The sequence below is a fragment of the Niastella vici genome, assembly GCF_002077945.1.
In the GTDB taxonomy this organism is placed as follows: domain Bacteria; phylum Bacteroidota; class Bacteroidia; order Chitinophagales; family Chitinophagaceae; genus Niastella; species Niastella vici.
Window position 1 is genome coordinate 247,314 of record NZ_LVYD01000041.1, and the last position, 16,864, is coordinate 264,177.

13 protein-coding genes are annotated in these 16,864 nt (G+C 46.5%); 5 read left to right on the top strand and 8 right to left on the bottom strand.

Translation table 11 applies throughout. The annotated features are described in order from the left end of the window. Positions 1–152 precede the first annotated feature (152 nt). Entirely contained in the window at positions 153–1,061 is a 909-nt protein-coding gene (locus A3860_RS10710; protein WP_081146688.1) for a hypothetical protein, read from the top strand. 139 nt (positions 1,062–1,200) lie between these two features. Here A3860_RS10710 and A3860_RS10715 read toward each other — a convergent pair whose 3' ends face one another. Further along, entirely contained in the window at positions 1,201–1,842 is a 642-nt protein-coding gene (locus A3860_RS10715; RefSeq protein WP_081146689.1) for a polysaccharide deacetylase family protein, read from the bottom strand. A 34-nt stretch (positions 1,843–1,876) separates the two neighbouring features. Then, complete coding sequence (locus A3860_RS10720; RefSeq protein WP_081146690.1) at positions 1,877–2,812, bottom strand: ARPP-1 family domain-containing protein; 936 nt, start codon at positions 2,810–2,812, stop codon at positions 1,877–1,879. A 71-nt stretch (positions 2,813–2,883) separates the two neighbouring features. On the opposite strand from A3860_RS10720, the gene gltX reads away from it, so the two are divergent. After that, positions 2,884–4,416: a glutamate--tRNA ligase gene (gene gltX, locus A3860_RS10725; protein ID WP_081146691.1), complete on the top strand. Its 1,533-nt coding sequence runs from the start codon at positions 2,884–2,886 to the stop codon at positions 4,414–4,416. Positions 4,417–4,539: 123 nt separating this feature from the next. Here gltX and A3860_RS10730 read toward each other — a convergent pair whose 3' ends face one another. Next, positions 4,540–4,959 carry a cobalamin B12-binding domain-containing protein gene (locus tag A3860_RS10730; protein WP_081146815.1) on the bottom strand — a complete coding sequence of 140 codons (420 nt, stop codon included), beginning with the start codon at positions 4,957–4,959 and terminating at the stop codon, positions 4,540–4,542. A 403-nt stretch (positions 4,960–5,362) separates the two neighbouring features. Between A3860_RS10730 and A3860_RS10735 the strand changes: the two genes are divergently transcribed. The 3 genes from A3860_RS10735 to fumC all read left to right on the top strand — a co-directional run bounded on the left by A3860_RS10735 (position 5,363) and on the right by fumC (position 8,871). Next, positions 5,363–6,139, top strand: coding sequence for an enoyl-CoA hydratase/isomerase family protein (locus tag A3860_RS10735; protein WP_081146692.1), 777 nt, complete (start codon positions 5,363–5,365; stop codon positions 6,137–6,139). 174 nt (positions 6,140–6,313) lie between these two features. Then, positions 6,314–7,327 (top strand): LacI family DNA-binding transcriptional regulator, encoded by a 1,014-nt coding sequence (locus tag A3860_RS10740; RefSeq protein ID WP_081146693.1) that lies wholly within the window; start codon positions 6,314–6,316, stop codon positions 7,325–7,327. Between the two features lie 146 nt (positions 7,328–7,473). Further along, complete coding sequence (fumC, locus tag A3860_RS10745; protein WP_081146694.1) at positions 7,474–8,871, top strand: class II fumarate hydratase; 1,398 nt, start codon at positions 7,474–7,476, stop codon at positions 8,869–8,871. Between the two features lie 134 nt (positions 8,872–9,005). On the opposite strand, the gene A3860_RS10750 is transcribed toward fumC, so the two are convergent. From A3860_RS10750 to gldF, 5 genes are all read right to left on the bottom strand, one after another. Beyond that, on the bottom strand, positions 9,006–9,692 hold the full coding sequence (locus A3860_RS10750) for a lipoprotein signal peptidase (protein WP_081146695.1): 687 nt from the start codon (positions 9,690–9,692) through the stop codon (positions 9,006–9,008). A 114-nt stretch (positions 9,693–9,806) separates the two neighbouring features. After that, the gene (locus tag A3860_RS10755) at positions 9,807–12,341 is read right to left on the bottom strand and encodes a bifunctional UDP-N-acetylmuramoyl-tripeptide:D-alanyl-D-alanine ligase/alanine racemase (protein WP_081146696.1); all 2,535 of its coding nucleotides are present in this window, start codon (positions 12,339–12,341) and stop codon (positions 9,807–9,809) included. Next, positions 12,313–13,278 carry a TerC/Alx family metal homeostasis membrane protein gene (locus A3860_RS10760; protein WP_081146697.1) on the bottom strand — a complete coding sequence of 322 codons (966 nt, stop codon included), beginning with the start codon at positions 13,276–13,278 and terminating at the stop codon, positions 12,313–12,315. Before A3860_RS10760 ends, A3860_RS10755 begins: the two co-directional genes overlap by 29 nt. A gap of 233 nt (positions 13,279–13,511) precedes the next feature. After that, the gene (gene gldG / locus A3860_RS10765; protein ID WP_081146698.1) at positions 13,512–15,227 is read right to left on the bottom strand and encodes a gliding motility-associated ABC transporter substrate-binding protein GldG; all 1,716 of its coding nucleotides are present in this window, start codon (positions 15,225–15,227) and stop codon (positions 13,512–13,514) included. A 14-nt stretch (positions 15,228–15,241) separates the two neighbouring features. Beyond that, complete coding sequence (gene gldF, locus A3860_RS10770; protein WP_081146699.1) at positions 15,242–15,967, bottom strand: gliding motility-associated ABC transporter permease subunit GldF; 726 nt, start codon at positions 15,965–15,967, stop codon at positions 15,242–15,244. Between the last annotated feature and the right edge of the window lie 897 nt (positions 15,968–16,864).

Below are 16,864 nucleotides of genomic sequence, written 5' to 3' on the forward strand. Positions count from 1 at the left end.
CTTCCGTCATAAACCGGTTACTTGGTTTATGATAATATGCCTTAATTTGTTTTATGAATCGTCTATGGCAAAATTTTCATTAAAACATGCCGTACAATGAAAATTTTGCCATAGTAAGATCCATCTGGCCAAAACCCAATTAATATTCGCAGATGAAAACTATATCAAAACTTACCGGGTTACTGGTAACGGTACTGGTTACCACACTTGTTTTGTGGGCCTGTAAAAAGCAGGATGATGCTTCTGGAACGGCCGACAGGGAAGAGTTTGCCTCAGTTTCATCTGAATCTGATGCTGCCGCCGAAGTGGTTTTTGATGATGTTTTTAATAACGTAATGGGCGTCAGCAGCGAGGTAGCTATTGGCGGAACCGGCGTTTTTGGAAGGGTCGACGTAAGCAGCAGCTCTAATGGTAACCGCATTGATGGAGTAGATTCCATCACCTGCTATGTAGTGACTACCAAACAGTTAAGCACTTCAACCCGCTTTCCTTTACAAATAACCATCGACTTTGGCAGCGGCTGTATTGGCAAAGATGGCAGAACCCGCAAAGGCAGGATCATTGTTTTGTATACCGGTCACCTCGGCACCTCAGGCAATTCGGCCACGGCCTCCTTTGATGGCTTTTATTTAGATAACATTAAAGTAGAAGGCACCTATAAGCTCACCAATACCGGCACAACCGGCCAAAAAAGTTATACCATACAGATTATCAATGCCAAATTAAGCAATTCCAACGGCGATTATATTCAATGGAGCAGTGAAAAAACGATAACCCAGATAGAAGGCGGGGCCACTCCCCTACTGGCGCTTGACGATGTGTACAATATAACCGGCGGGGCCAGCGGCGCGGTTTCGGCCGGTAACAAATACTTTCAATGGTCAACCGTCATTACAGCCGCCCTCCGCAAAAAATTCGGCTGCCGGTGGATCACCCTCGGGACCCTCAGTTTAAAGAAAGGAAATGACGCTGTGGCAGTGCTCGACTACGGTCCGGGCACCTGCGATAACAAGGCAAGTTTCACGGTAAATGGGGTGTCTCACGAAATAACTTTGCATTAATCAAAAAAGTTTATACCTTTAAGTCAGTTTTCATAGGGTACGGATTAAAAACGGGCCAGGGTGTCTACCCAGGCCCAACTTTTTTTAAGGACATACTGTCGCAAAATCCGGTTATTTCTACCCTTATTTTACCGCTTTTTTATCCTCTTATTGCTTCAAAACGGAAGCCTTTTTCACTAAAATATTGCAGCGTTTTTGGCAGTGCTTCCTGCAAGCGGGGAAATGCTTTCTCACTGTCATGGAAAACGATTACGGAACCCGGTTGCGCATTCCTGGTAACATTTAATGCGCAGGCTTCTGGCGTGAGCTTAAGGTCAAAATCACCGCTGAGCACATCCCACATGATTATCCTAAAATTGCTGCTAACGGGCGAATTGCGAATTCCTGTTAACAGTTTTACCTGAAAGCGCGTGATCTTTCCGTATGGAGGTCGAAACAGATTGGAGTCAATATATTTTCCAGCCGATAAAATATTTTGCAGGTACAACTCATCGGTAGCCTTCCAGCCATTCAAATGATTGAACGTATGATTGCCTACCCGATGCCCGCCATCGAGTATTGAACGATAGATGTCGGAATGTGCGGCCACGTTCTTACCAATGCAAAAAAAAGTAGCCTTGGCGTTATACTGCTGTAACTGGTCTAATACAAATGGAGTAACTACCGGGTGTGGACCATCGTCAAATGTGAGGTACAATGTTTTTTCTTTGACCGGAATGTCCCAAACACAACGCGGATAAAGCTTCTTAAGCCACCATGGTGTTTTTACAAAATAAAGCATGCTATGCTATCCTCTGCAACAAAAATAACTGAAATTACTGTGCGTAACCGGTAATGTGTACTACTTTCTCTTTGTACTTATACATCTTGCCATTTTTTTTAAGGTATGCTTCCTGTGTTGCTTCGCTTGTAAGTATGGGATTGAGGTATTCTTTTACTTTTTCATCTTTTATAACCGGCGTACTGCCAAAGGCGATCGCTTCTTCTATATATCCATGTAATAATGGCTGCAGCTCGCCATAAAACAAATTATTACCGGCATATATATCACACCCTATTACTTTATCGCCGCTCATACATACAAAACCGGTTATTGTACTGTCGCTGTTCCTGAATTTTTCGGTGAAGTAACGTAAATACGCATCCTGTTCGGGCGTATATTTTTTATCGCTGCGATGGGCCAGGTAGGCTATTGTTGGTGCTTTTGTGCCGTTGCGTTCCAGTTGCGAAAATACTTCTTTCCATACCAGTACCTGGTTCTTCGATTGGTCTAACACCTTCCGCAAGGCGGGATCAGCATAATTATTGTATTGAAATTTTTTTTCTTTATCGCTCCATCGCCCTTCTTCAACACACATTACATTTATGTATTGATCTTTTGGCGAAGGGGGCAGAACCGTATCCCGGGAAACCATGCGGTCCTGCCGGCCGCCGAGAATTATTTCGCCCGAGCCTATATACACCGATTCGGATCCATTATTATTTATGCGCAACCAATGAACATTTTCCGTTGCCGCAGTTCCGCGTTCGCTGATCACTACACTACCCTTTGCCACCGCCTGGCTTAACGATACCACGCCCGGCACAACCCGGGCCTGGCCGCCAAAACCTTTTGGCCTGATGGGAATAATTTTCAGGTTTTTGTAAGTCCAGGCGCTATCATAATCCACATACAGGGTCTGGTACGTCAGTTGGGCCGGCACTATTTTATATATAAACAGAAAGATGAGCGTGATCAGCTTTTTTAGCATACAATAAAGATAGTTGGAACCGGGGCAAGATGCAAACATTGCCTGTTGTCAATTGCTTATCTTTGCGCCCTATGGCAAAAAAAGTAAGGGTACGATTTGCTCCCAGTCCAACAGGCGGACTTCATTTAGGGGGTGTAAGAACGGTTCTATACAATTATTTGTTTGCCCGCCAGCAGGGTGGCGATTTTGTGTTGCGTATTGAAGATACCGACCAAAGCCGCTATGTACCGGGCGCCGAAGAATACATCTATGAATGTTTAAAATGGTGCGGGTTGCAACCCGATGAAAGCCCGCTGGCCGGTGGCCCATTCGCTCCCTATCGCCAAAGCGAGCGTAAAGAGCTGTACAGGCAATATGCGGAATTTTTAGTACAGGAAGGAAAAGCCTATTATGCGTTCGACCGGCCCGATGAGCTGGAATCGATGCGCGAACGGTTTAAAACAGCCGAAAACCCTTCGCCCCAATACGATCATAATATACGCATGCAAATGCGCAACTCGTGTGCGCTTACTTTTGAAGAAACACAGCGAATGATAGCAGATGGTGTTCCACACGTCATTCGTATTCGCATGCCTGAAAATGAAACGGTGACCTTTACCGATATGATCCGCGGCGAAGTAAGTTTTCATACGTCCCTGGTCGATGATAAAGTATTATTGAAAGCCGATGGTATGCCAACCTATCACCTGGCGGTGGTGGTTGATGATTACCTGATGAAAATAACCCATGCTTTCCGCGGCGAAGAATGGCTGCCCAGCTCACCCGTGCATATCTTATTATGGAAATACCTGGGCTGGGAAAAAGAGATGCCGCAATGGGCGCACCTGCCATTGATCCTGAAACCCGATGGCAATGGAAAATTGAGCAAACGCGATGGCGACCGCCTCGGCTTCCCCGTATTTGCCATGAACTGGACGGTGCCTGGCACCAGTGAACTTACCAAAGGTTTTCGTGAAATGGGTTTTTTACCCGAAGCATTTATAAATATGCTGGCCATGCTGGGCTGGAATGATGGCACCGACCAGGAATTGTTCACCCTCGATGAACTGATACAAAAATTCTCCATCGACCGCGTTCATAAGGGCGGCGCCAAATTCGATTTCGAAAAAGCCAAATGGTTCAACCATGAATGGATAAAGAGAGCGGATGCTGGCAGGCTGAAGCCCGAAGTAAAAAGCATCTTTGACCAGCACGGCATTGCAGCAACTGATGATGCACAACTCGAAAAAGTGATTGCGCTGGTAAAAGAACGTTGCACCCTGCTCCCCGATTTTGTTGAGCAGTCGCGTTTCTTTTTCCAAACCCCACAACAATGGGACCTCGATGCCATAAAGCCCAAGTGGAACGAAGCCAAACAAACATTTTTTGGCGATGTCATCAGCTACCTGCAACAGCAATCCTACTGGAATGCCACTGATCTGGAAAATGGATTTAAAGAACTGGCCGCAGCCAAACAAATAAAACCAGGTGAAGTATTATTGCCCTTGCGCATAATGCTGGTAGGTGGTAAGTTTGGCCCGGGCGTGTTTGAGATAGCCGCTATTATCGGAAAGGAAGAAACCATAAATAGAATTAACCTCGTATTGCAGCAATTGCGCGGTTAAAAAACAAACAATTTAACACAAGAGCCACACCTTCAAAAGTGTGGCTCTTGTGTTTTATGGAAGTATCAGAAAAAGATCGCACATAAACAGGTTAAGGCAGGCCGGCACAGCCTGCGCTTTTTATTAAAAATTCCGGTGGGCGCTTACCCAGTCAGCGATATAGCTGGCAATTTCAGTAGTGGGCGTTCCCGGTGCAAACAATTTACCCACCCCCAGGGCATTTAATTGCTGCATATCTTCTTCGGGAATAATGCCCCCGCCGGTCAGCAATACATCTTCCATTCCTTTTTCCTTCATTAAAGCCACTACTTTTGGGAAAACGGTCATATGGGCGCCGGATAAAATACTAATGCCAATAGCGTCTACATCTTCCTGTAACGCGGCATTCACTACCATTTCAGGCGTTTGGCGCAATCCGGTATAGATCACTTCCATTCCGGCATCGCGCAAAGCCGTAGCAATGACCTTGGCGCCCCGGTCGTGCCCGTCGAGCCCAACCTTTGCCACCAAAACCCGCAGCGGCCTGTTTACTTTTTGATTCATGCAAGCAACATTTAAGTGTTCAAAAATACGGTTCTTTACCCAATAGAAAGGCGCGCCGGCAAAACGCTTCATGATCTTATAATTACACTTCAATACCCCTTTTACACATTACAAACAAACCCGCTTTTCAAGGGCGGAATTTGTTTGCATTTTTGCCCTGTTAATACAACAAAACGATACTACCTACATAAAATATTATCAGGACAGGTTCTCTTATCAGAAACGGCAGCCTTTTTCCAAAGGCTGCATTTTTTTTTGCCGGGAGCGAAGTCGAAGGGGCAGGCACAAACAGCGTTGAGCACTGAGCGTAGTCGAAGTGCCGGAGTATCGAAACGCTCCAAAATCATCTATTTCCTTTAGATTTACAATTATTAATCATTCCAATTGATAAAAAACCTGCAACATGTATTCTGCCATAACTACATCACTTGAAAATGCCATTCTGCTCATTACCATCAACCGGCCCGATAAATTGAACGCACTCAATAAAACCGTATTCGATGAATTGAACACGGCCATTGATGATGTATATAATAACCCCGCCATCAGGTCGGTGATCATAACCGGGGCCGGACAAAAAGCTTTTGTTGCCGGCGCCGACATCAGCGAGTTCCAGGGATTGAAACACCATGAAGGCATGGACCTGGCAAAAAAAGGCCAGTATATTTTCAGAAAGATCGAAGAAGCGCCCAAACCCGTCGTTGCTGCCGTAAACGGATTTGCCCTCGGTGGCGGATGTGAGCTGGCCATGGCCTGTCATTTCAGAATAGCTTCGGAGAACGCCCGCTTTGGCCAGCCCGAAGTAAACCTGGGCCTTATACCCGGCTATGGCGGCACCCAGCGGTTGACCCAACTCATTGGCAAAGGCCGGGCCATTGAACTGCTCATCACCGGTAATATGCTCGATGCCGCTACCGCCCTTCAGTACGGACTGGTAAATTATGTGGTGCCGCAGGAAGAATTGTTAGCAAAGGCCCGCTCTATTCTGGAGCTGGTAAATACCAAAGCACCGCTGGCCGTTGGCCGTTGCATTAAAGCGGCCAATGCCGTTTTTGATCATACCAAAGATGGTTTTACCGAAGAGGTGAACCTGTTTGGCGAATGCTTTGCCACCCACGATATGGTGGAAGGCACTACTGCGTTCCTTGAAAAAAGGAAGCCTGATTTTCAGGGAAAGTAACAGCGGGCGTTGGGGTTGGTGGTGGCCGGCTGCAGGATCTCTATTAAGCGTTCCTTGCGTCGCACACTTCAGGGTTCTGTTCGCTATTCACCATTCACACCCCCGGCTGCATTTTCCGCAAACGTTTGCCTGTCCTATCTTCCGCTACATTGTTTAACTTACAGTGCAATACACATGGAAAAGAAACTCCCCACCATAAAGGAAATAGCCCGCCGGTTAAATATCTCCGCTTCTACGGTTTCACGCGCCCTGCACGATCATCCCAGCATTGGCCTGCGTACAAAAATGGCGGTGAAAAAACTGGCTGCTGAATTAAACTACGAGCCCAACCAAACAGCCATATTCTTCAAACAGCGAAAAACTTTCACGATCGGTCTGGTTCTGCCCAACCTTCGCGAAGAATTCTTTTCCGCTGCCATCAATGGCATTGAAGACGTGGCCATCGATCACAACTATATTGTGCTCATTGGCCAAAGTCACGATGACCTGGCCCGCGAACAAAAGCTGGTAGAGTCAATGAAGAACCATCGCGTAGATGGTATCATCGCGTCCATTTCGAGCAGCACCACCCATATTGAACATTTTGAACAAATGAAGAACTACGATATTCCCGTGGTGTTCTTCGACCGCGTTCCCGATGCCAAAGACATTCATTCGGTAAGCTGCAATTTGTACGATAGCTCTGTGGAAGCAGTGGAATGGTTAATAAAAAAAGGCCATAAACGCATCGGTTACCTGCAGGGACCACCCACCCTGAATATGAAAAATGAGCGGCTCGATGGGTACATGGAAGCCCATAAAAAGCACAAACTGCCGGTCGATGAATCGCTGATCGTAAGCACCGACCTGTCGGTTGAAGGCACCCAGAAAGCCTTTGATGCGTTGATGCTGCTTAAAAAAAGACCTACCGCCATTCTTTCTTTCAACGATTATGTTACGCTCGACGCCATTCATTATGCGCGGCAAAAGAAACTGGCCATCAACAAAGACATCTGTTTTGTAAGCTATGCCAACGTACCGGTTACGCAGTATGTCGAATACCCCCCGCTGGCTTCGGTAGAACAATTTCCTTACGACCAGGGCGTGAGCGCCACAGAACTGCTTTTTCGCCTGATCGATAAAAAAACCTCCCGCCTGGAAGCGCCCTATGAGAATATTGTGCTGAAAAGCGAGTTGATCATCCGTTAAACAATAAGTAGTTACCTGTTACCAGTCGCCGGATACCGGGGCCGAAATTCGAAGAGTACCCTTAAGCAGGGAGAGCCTGGAATTTTAGGCCCGGAAACTGGTACCCGGGAACCGGAAACCGTGTATTTTTGCGCAAATTTTACATTATGGAATTCCGGATAGAAAAAGATACCATGGGAGAAGTGCAGGTGCCTGCCGATGCCCTGTATGGCGCTCAAACTCAGCGCAGTATTGACAATTTCAAAATTGCACAGGACATCAATAAAATGCCAAAAGAGATCATCCGGGCATTTGCTTACCTGAAAAAAGCGGCCGCCATCACCAATTTCGAAGCTGGCGTTCTGCCCAAAGAAAAATGCGACGTAATTGGCCAGGCCTGTGACGAGATCCTTGCCGGAAAGCTCGATGCTTATTTCCCCCTGGTAGTTTGGCAAACCGGTTCCGGTACCCAAAGCAATATGAATGTAAATGAGGTGGTTGCTTACCGTGGCCATGTTATCAAAGGCGGTAAACTCACCGATAAGGAAAAATTCCTGCACCCCAACGACGATGTAAACAAATCACAGTCCTCCAACGACACCTTCCCTACCGCAATGCACATTGCGGCCTATAAAATACTGATCGAGGTTACTATCCCCGGCATTGAAAAATTACGCAACACCCTGGCTGAAAAAAGCAAACAATTCATGCACGTGGTGAAAATAGGCCGTACGCACTTTATGGATGCTACGCCCCTCACCGTTGGTCAGGAGTTCAGCGGTTATGTATCGCAGCTCGACCACGGTTTGCGCGCCATTAAAAACACCCTGGCGCACCTGAGCGAACTCGCCCTGGGCGGTACTGCGGTTGGAACCGGCATTAATACCCCCGCCAATTACTCAGAGAACGTGGCCAAGCATATTGCCGCATTGACCGGACTGCCGTTTGTAACGGCTGAAAATAAATTTGAAGCCCTGGCTGCCCACGATGCCATTGTGGAAGCCCATGGCGCTTTAAAGACCATTGCCGTAAGCCTCATGAAGATCGCCAACGATATCCGGATGTTGTCTTCGGGCCCGCGCAGTGGTATCGGCGAACTGTTCATCCCCGATAACGAACCCGGTTCTTCCATTATGCCCGGTAAAGTAAACCCCACCCAGTGTGAGGCACTGACCATGATCGCTGCTCAGGTAATGGGTAATGATGTGGCCATCAGCATCGGCGGCGCCAATGGCCATTTTGAATTGAACGTGTTCAAACCCGTAATGATCTTTAACTTCCTGCACAGCGCCCGCCTCATTGGCGATGGTTGTGTAAGTTTTAATGATAAATGCGCCGTAGGTATTGAACCCATTGAAGCCAACATTAAAAAACACGTCGACAACTCCCTGATGCTGGTAACATCGCTCAACACAAAGATCGGTTACTACAAAGCAGCAGAGATTGCCCAAAAAGCCCATAAAGAAGGCACTACCCTTAAAGAAATGGCCGTGAAACTGGGCTACGTTACCCCCGAGCAATTCGACGAATGGGTTATTCCGAAAGATATGGTGGGTAAGATCTAGGATCTAAACAAGCATCGCCAATCAAGGGTGCTTTCGCGATTTTCCTGCTTCTTACTTCTCTCTCCTATAAAGCAAAATGTCGCCCCGGTAAATCGGGACGACATTTTTTATTGTAATTAGTTATTTCAACACGCTTATTGCCCGGTGTACACTTTCACTGTATCCTTCAACTCTTCATCAGGCTTCACTGAAACCGGTTCTTCTGCTAACGGACTCTTCTTGAAAAAACGCTTCTGGAATATCAGGATGGCAATAACACCAACTGAAATGGAAGCATCGGCAATGTTAAAGATGGGCGAGAAAAAGGTGAAGCGTTCACCACCCCAGAAGGGGATCCAGGCCGGTAATACTTTGTTATCGATGATGGGGGCATAGATCATGTCAACCACTTTACCGTGCAGGAAACCGGCATAACCTCCGCCTTTAGGGAACATATGCGCCAAACCCGAGCCATCATTACTGCCCGAGAATATCATTCCATAGAACATACTATCAATAAGGTTACCCAACGCGCCGGCAAAGATCATGGCCACGCAAAGGATAAACCCGGGATGATATTTCTTTTGCACGATACTTTTAATATAGTATACACCAAAGATCACGGCTATTAACCTGAAAACGGTGAGGGCCAGCTTGCCCCAGTCGCCACCAAACTTCCAGCCCCAGGCCATCCCTTCATTTTCTATAAAATACAGCCGTAAAGTTCTGCCCAGCAAAAAGATTTGCTCTCCATAAGTCATGCTGGTTTTCACCCATATTTTTAAAGCCTGATCGGCGATAATAATTCCCAGTATTACCAGGGCAACTGTTCTGATCTTCACTATGCTAAAATTTAGTTTCCAAAGATAAGGTTTTCTGTCTTTTATAATAGTTAAGCCCGGGCTGTATTGATAAACGGTTTTCCGGTGCCAACTAATGAACTAATAACGAATGCCCTACTCCTCAAAATATATTCGTTTCACCCGCTGCGAAATACCGGCCAGCAGCTCATACGGGATGGTTTGGGCCCAATGGGACACCTGCTTCACTGGTAAGGCCGCGCCAAAAACGATCACTTCATCGCCTTCCTGAACATGTGAAATATTGGTTATATCGATCATGGTCATATCCATACACACAGTGCCTATCACCGGCGCCAGGTGACCATTCACCAGCATTTTACCGGCCCCATGGCCCAGGCTCCGCGGATACCCGTCTGCATAACCTATGCGCACAGTTGCAATGCGCGCGTCGCTGGTTACCACGCCTTTACGGCCATAGCTCACCGTTTCTCCCTCCTTCAGTTGCTTTATTTGCGCAATGGTCGATTTAAGGGTAGAAACTTCCCGCAAATCGAGCCCGCCTTCCCCGCTGCTGTCGCCACCGTATAAGCCAATACCCAATCGCACCATATCGAGGTGCCATTGCGGATGGCGAATGATACCGGCCGTATTCACCACATGCCTGATGAAGGGATACGACACCACGGCCTGAATTTGTTCAACCATTTGCATATACAACTCGCCCTGCTTATTGGTATAGGCATCATGCTGGGGATCTTCACTCGATGCCAGGTGCGTGAATACCGATTGCACTTTAAAGATCGGGGAACGAAGGGCATGTAGTACCGCCGGCAATTCGGCCTGGGAAAATCCCAACCGGTTCATGCCCGTTTCCAGTTCTATATGTACGGGGAATTGCTGAATTCCCTGTTTTTTAACAAATTCTTCAAACAGCGCCAATATACCGGGCGAATACAGGTCGGGTTCCAGATTATATTGCACTAATATGTCGAAGGTCGATTCTTCAGGATTCATGACCATGATGGGCAGGTTGATACCCGCCTTGCGTAATTCAACGCCCTCATCGGCATAGGCCACTGCCAGGTAATCGACCCGGTGAAACTGCAACGCATTGGCGATCTCATAACTGCCGCTGCCATACGAAAACGCCTTCACCATGGCCATTGTGCGGGTGCTGGGGCGCAACAGCTGCTGAAACTGTTTCAGGTTATGCGCCACGGCTGTAAGGTCAATTTCAAGCACGGTCTGGTGTACTTTCTGTTGCAGCAACCGGTCAATTTGCTCCAGCTCAAAAACCCGGGCCCCCTTTAACAGAATGGTCTCCTCTTTAAAATGGATCTGCGGTAATTCTTTTATAAATGCATCAACCGACGAATAAAACGCCATTTCGGCAAGGCCGGCCGACTGAAAAATAGTTTGATGATGCGATATGCGTTCGCCGATCCCGATGAGGCGGTTCACCTGCCGTTGCTGCAGCATGCGGGCCACTTCGGCATACAGGTCTTTTTCTGACCGGCCGCTTTGCAAAATATCAGAGATCACAACAGTTCGTTTGCCATGTTGCTGTTGCTGGCTTAAGAAATCAAGGGCAATGGTAAATGAACTGAGGTCGGCGCTGTAACTGTCATTGATGATAGAACAATTATTAATGCCTTTCTTTAGTTCCAACCGCATGGCCACCGGCCCTAACAGCTGCATTTGCTGTTTTATTTCTTCATGCGGCACCTGTAAATGCAATAACACGCACCAGCAATGAATGGCATTTTCAACCGAAGCATTATCCATGAACGGAATAACAATGCTGATTTCCTGCTGGCGGTAGCTGGCCGAAATGGTGGTTTTGCCATCTTCTTTTGCCACCAGCAGTATTTGCAGGGTGGCCTCGGTTACCATGCTCCAGCTAAAGATCTCGAAGCGCTTGTTGTTGGGCAATTGCTGCCATAAGGCGGCTACCCCGCTGTTTATTTCGGGATCGTCCTGGCAATAGATCAATGTTTGTACGTGCCTGAACAATTGCAGCTTTTCATTCACTTTTTGCCTGATGTTCACAAACCCTTCACTGTGCGCTTCGCCCACATTGGTAAATATGCCAATGGTGGGTTGAATGATCTTTTGCAGTTGTTCCATTTCGCCCGACTGCGAAATACCGGCTTCGAAGATGGCCAGCTCATGTTGTTCATTGAGCGGCCAAACGCTCAGCGGCACGCCTATTTGCGAGTTATAACTTTTGGGACTGCGAATAATAGTGAACCTTTCTTCCAACAACTGGTTCAACCATTCTTTTACAATGGTTTTGCCATTACTACCGGTAATGCCTATTACCGGCAGGTTGAATTGTTTACGATGCGCCGCCACCAGTGTTTGCAAGGCCTGCAACGGGTCGTTTACCTGTAAAATATTGGCTTCGGGAAAAGAAAGGGCATCTACCGCCTCGCTCACTACAAAATTCCGTACGCCTTTCTTATACAACTGGTCAATAAAGGCGTGCCCATCGCGGCGCGGACCTTTAAGGGCAAAGAACAGGGAGGTTTGCGGAAAAATAAGTTTGCGGCTGTCTATAAGCAATTGTTCAATCAATGAATTATCATGTTGAACAAGCCATCTTGCTTTTATGATGGAAGCAATATTGTCAATAAAATATTTCACCCGGTTAATTTGATCAGTGAATTTCCCGGTCTGTTCCGGCATCCGTTTCTTTGTTTTCAATGGTACGATTGCCTATGGTTACAGAGTATACTATAGAAGCTAAAATACAAATAACGATCACCAGCAGGGAAATATAAACAGGTATTTCAATGTTGAAATATTCCACCAGCATTTTCAACCCAATAAAGATCAACACGATGGCAATACCCTGTTGTAAATTAGCGAACTTGTTGGCGGCCCCTTTCAGTAAAAAGAACAGGGAACGCAAACCCAATACAGCAAATACGTTTGATGTATAAACCACCAGCGGTTCAGGCGAAATAGCAAATACCGCAGGTATTGAATCCAATGCAAATACAATATCGGTAGTGGCCAGCATGATCACCACTACAAACAGGCTGGTGTAGTATTTTTTGCCATTCACATTTATTTTCCACTTTCCTCCGCCATCATCGGCGGTTATAGGCAATGCCCGTTTCAGCAGTTTATATACGCGGTTATTTTCCAGATCGGCCTCTTCATCGTGATTCGCCCTGAACATGGAAATACCGGTGTATATTAATATTCCACCAAATATGTATAATATCCAATGGAATCGCGCTACCAGCCCAATTCCAATTGAAATAAAGCCCATTCTGAAAATAATGGCCATTAAAATACCGATCAACAGTACCCTTGCATAGAATTTATCCTTTACCTTAAAAAATCCGAAAATGAGGATGAACACGAAGATATTGTCGATGCTCAGCGACCACTCCATCAGGTAAGCGCTCAGGTAATTGAGGGCAATTTTATGACCGTTCTGGTACCACAGAAAACCAAAGAAAAGCATGGCCAGCGAAACCCAGAAAGCGGTTTGCCAGATTGCTTTTTTAATGGAGATATGCGTCGATTTTTTGCTTAGTAATCCCAGGTCAAACGCCAATGCCAGTATTAATAAACTGCCAAACGCTAAAAACGTGATCTGCTCAGCTGTCATGTAAGTATTAAATGGTGGGCAAAGATAACCAACTTAAGGTTACTGGTTGATGGTTTGTGACTGCCGCGTTTTAAAGGTCAGTTTCAGGTTGCAGGGTACCGGGTACCAGTTACCAGGCATAATTTGCAAAATGCCCGATAAATTGTTAACAGTTTAGAAATTCAAGGCCCGGCAACCGGAAACTGGTAACCGGTAACTGTTTTTCCTTGTAACTTGAAACTTGTAACCTGTAACTACTTCTTTCCGGCCCCCTGATACTTTCTTTTTCGTAAAGCCTGGTAAACAACGCCAAACAACAATATGAGAACAACCGGCATTCCAATGTTCATAACCTGCCATTGGGTTCTGTCTTCTTCTGTTTTTTTGGTATCTAACAACCGCAGCGCAAAATCTTTCGAGCGGGTGTCTAAAATACCTGATGAATCGGTGAGGTACTGTATACAGTTCAGGAAAAAATCTTTGTTGGCATACTGGTTGTTGGTAAACTGGTTGAAGCCCATGGGCAGGGGTCCTTCCTTCTGTGTTACCACATTGGCTACAATGTCGGCATCACTCACCACGATCATTTTACTTTCCTTCTCCGTGGCAGCCCTGAAAGGCTGTTTGTACAGGCCCGCCAGGGTATCGAGCATGCCTGTCGACAACCGGTTGGTGTACAGAGAAGAAAATCTTCCTTCGAGTAACACCGCTACCGGTATAAATGACTGGTTGAAAGTTTTGAGATCGTCCTCTGTTTTTACACTGTTCAGTGTTACAATAGCCGGTGTGCTGATGATGCGCGAGCTTTCTGAAGACGACAGCAGCACCGTTTTTTTGAGATTATTTTTTATGGTATCTATCGAGTTGGGAAATATGGAAAGCACATTATCGAGGTTCTTGGCAATGGGATGTCCCGAGTAATTCGATAACGTGGGGAAATAAGGCCAGGGCACCAGCTGCATCTGGGGCTGATTACCATAATTGCCCACCACAAGTGGAATTTTATCGCATTGCAGGTCCTGCACCAGGTCGCCATTTATGCGAACACCGTATTTGAATAACTGGTCGTCGAGGTTCAGGTTGCGGTCGAAGGCTACAAAATCACTGTGCGAACGCATGAGGCTGTCCATTTCGGCATACAGCTTATCGATTAGCCATATTACCTTACCGCCATGCATAATGTACTGGTCAATTTTTAACTTCTGCTGATCGTTGAATGTTTTGGTTGGTTTTACGATCACAAGCGCATCAAATTCGGCCGGTATCACCGGCACGCTATCAATGGGCACCCATCCAAACCGGTATTCCTGGCGAAGCGTATGCTCTACGAGGTCGAATACATTATAATTTTGTGGTTCGCCGTTGCCCAGCAGGTAACCAATGGCCGGTACGGTATCGGCAGTGATCTTTTGAATGGTGCGGGCCATTTTATATTCAAGCAGGGCTTCGGCATTGTTAAGCGATTGCACGCCTCCCGTCATATCCTGACCTTGCAGCAGGTCAATAGCTACTTCGCGGTCTTTGTACCGCACCAGGGCGCCGGGGTAAACCAGCCGTTCTTCCTGCGATTCGCCGGCTTTCGCTTTTACTTTAATGTTGGTAGGCTTAAGGCCCAGGCTGTCTAAATGCAGCTGCATATTTTGTTTAGCCGACTCATCGAGCCCCGCGCCTGGTTTTTCGAATTTGAACTGAATATTGCTGCCACCCAGTTCTTTAAACTCCTGCAGCATTTCTTTGGTGCTGTTGCTGAGTTTTTTGAACCCGGCCGGCATATCGCCGGTGAGCAATACGGTAATGGAAACTTTATCGTGTAAGCCTTTTATTAATTTTTTGGTAGCGGGCGACAGGGTATATCTTTTTTCCTGAGTAAGGTCGGCACGGGTATGCACTGCCGATGCCAGGTAATTAATACCCACCAGTACGATCAGCAAAAACAACCACCATAGTTTTGAAGCCAGTATTTTGTTCATGGTGTATTACCGGATTATCGTTTCAACAAATTGCGATTGGTAAATAGTAGAAAGAAAAAGATGACGCTGAGAAAATATATGATGTCCCGGCTATCGACAACCCCGCGGCTAACACTGCGGTAATGGAAGTCGATGCCCAGCATTTCAACGTAATAATCGGCGCCCGATTGCAGGGCAGGTATGCGGCTGATGGCGTTGAACCCGCTGTACAATAAAAAGCAAAGAAAAGCGCCGGCAATAAATGCCACCACTGCGTTGTTGGTGAAGCTGCTGCAGGCAATGCCGATGGCTACAAATACCCCGGCCAAAAAAATAAGGCCAATGTACGAGCCAATGGTTCCACCCATATCAATACCGCCGCCAGTGGCAGCCAGCTGCTGCACGGTGATGGGGTATATTATGGTGGGCACCAGGGCAATGAGCACCACTAGCAGGGAACCGAAATATTTTCCCGAAACCAGTTGCCAGCGGCTAAGCGGCTTGGTTTGTAATATTTCGAATGTGCCGCCTTTGAATTCGTCGGCAAAACTACGCATGGTGATAGCGGGGATCAGCAATAACAATATCCAGGGAGCAAGCTCAAAAAATTTGTCGAGGGTAGCAAACCCAAAGTCAAGGATATTGGTATCGGGGAATACGAACAGGAATAGCCCGTTTAACAATAGGAATACGATGATGGCAATGTAGCCGGTCAGGCTGCTGAAAAACTGCCGGAATTCTTTTTTACAAACTGACCACATGGGCACGAAAATAAGTGATTATAAGTATATGTTAATAAAAGATGCCGTCGTATGATGCACGTTTCAGCAATTTTATTATATTGCGTCTACTCTCGAGCTAATTATCCATGAAAAATGAACATCCGGTGACCGTCTATTTCTGTTCAATTATAAAATAGCCGAAACCTACTGCATAAAAAGTCCCCCCGATTAAAACGGGGGATTTTTATTTTAGGGAGGTGCCCGGTCACCTGGATAAATCGAAAACCCTATTGTGTTGAACACTTTGCCCACTTCAATTCAGGTTTAAGTCCTTATAACCTGTAACAGCCGATCACCCACACACAAGTTTCATTCACGACTATGGCTTCGCACCGGAATCATCCCTGCCCCACTTGATAGCTTTTCACTACCGACTTGCTGCTCTTTCTCTATCCCTGTTTCGTTTGATAACTTTTCAACGCCGACTTGCTACTCATTCTCTATTCCGGCTTCGCTCCGGTTTCGCTTTGGCTTAACTAATATTCCGTATATATCCCGTACATATCTCGTATATGTCTCGTATATATGCCGTTGCTTTAAAGGAACGGAACATTAACGGAATACTTTGGCGAAACGTGTGTGATAAATGCGATAAATAGGTTAAGACGGAGCGAAACCGGAGCGAACCCGGAGTAGCCCAGGCTACAAGAAAGGGAGAACAATAAGTACTATGGAAGTAAAGAAGAATAAAAAAGCCCCGCATGGTAAGCAGGGCGGTATTATGAAAGTAAGATGAATTGTGGTGCTGAAAAGTTGTTTCGCCTGCCGGTTGGCCCAGTACACTTCACCGTTTTTTGGGTGGAACCGGAACTTTATGACCGTTTGCCATTGCTTCGTGCGCTTCACCGTTTCTTTAGCGGAACCGGAATTTCATGA

What these genes read in the sequence shown, in the direction of transcription:
- gldG (WP_081146698.1), bottom strand. Translation starts at nt 15,227, where the DNA reads ATGAACAAAATACTGGCTTCAAAACTATGGTGGTTGTTTTTGCTGATC.
- A3860_RS10720 (WP_081146690.1), bottom strand. Translation starts at nt 2,812, where the DNA reads ATGCTAAAAAAGCTGATCACGCTCATCTTTCTGTTTATATATAAAATA.
- gltX (WP_081146691.1), top strand. Translation starts at nt 2,884, where the DNA reads ATGGCAAAAAAAGTAAGGGTACGATTTGCTCCCAGTCCAACAGGCGGA.
- A3860_RS10760 (WP_081146697.1), bottom strand. Translation starts at nt 13,278, where the DNA reads ATGACAGCTGAGCAGATCACGTTTTTAGCGTTTGGCAGTTTATTAATA.
- A3860_RS10740 (WP_081146693.1), top strand. Translation starts at nt 6,314, where the DNA reads ATGGAAAAGAAACTCCCCACCATAAAGGAAATAGCCCGCCGGTTAAAT.
- A3860_RS10735 (WP_081146692.1), top strand. Translation starts at nt 5,363, where the DNA reads ATGTATTCTGCCATAACTACATCACTTGAAAATGCCATTCTGCTCATT.
- A3860_RS10710 (WP_081146688.1), top strand. Translation starts at nt 153, where the DNA reads ATGAAAACTATATCAAAACTTACCGGGTTACTGGTAACGGTACTGGTT.
- gldF (WP_081146699.1), bottom strand. Translation starts at nt 15,967, where the DNA reads ATGTGGTCAGTTTGTAAAAAAGAATTCCGGCAGTTTTTCAGCAGCCTG.
- A3860_RS10715 (WP_081146689.1), bottom strand. Translation starts at nt 1,842, where the DNA reads ATGCTTTATTTTGTAAAAACACCATGGTGGCTTAAGAAGCTTTATCCG.
- A3860_RS10730 (WP_081146815.1), bottom strand. Translation starts at nt 4,959, where the DNA reads ATGAATCAAAAAGTAAACAGGCCGCTGCGGGTTTTGGTGGCAAAGGTT.
- A3860_RS10755 (WP_081146696.1), bottom strand. Translation starts at nt 12,341, where the DNA reads ATGCCGGAACAGACCGGGAAATTCACTGATCAAATTAACCGGGTGAAA.
- fumC (WP_081146694.1), top strand. Translation starts at nt 7,474, where the DNA reads ATGGAATTCCGGATAGAAAAAGATACCATGGGAGAAGTGCAGGTGCCT.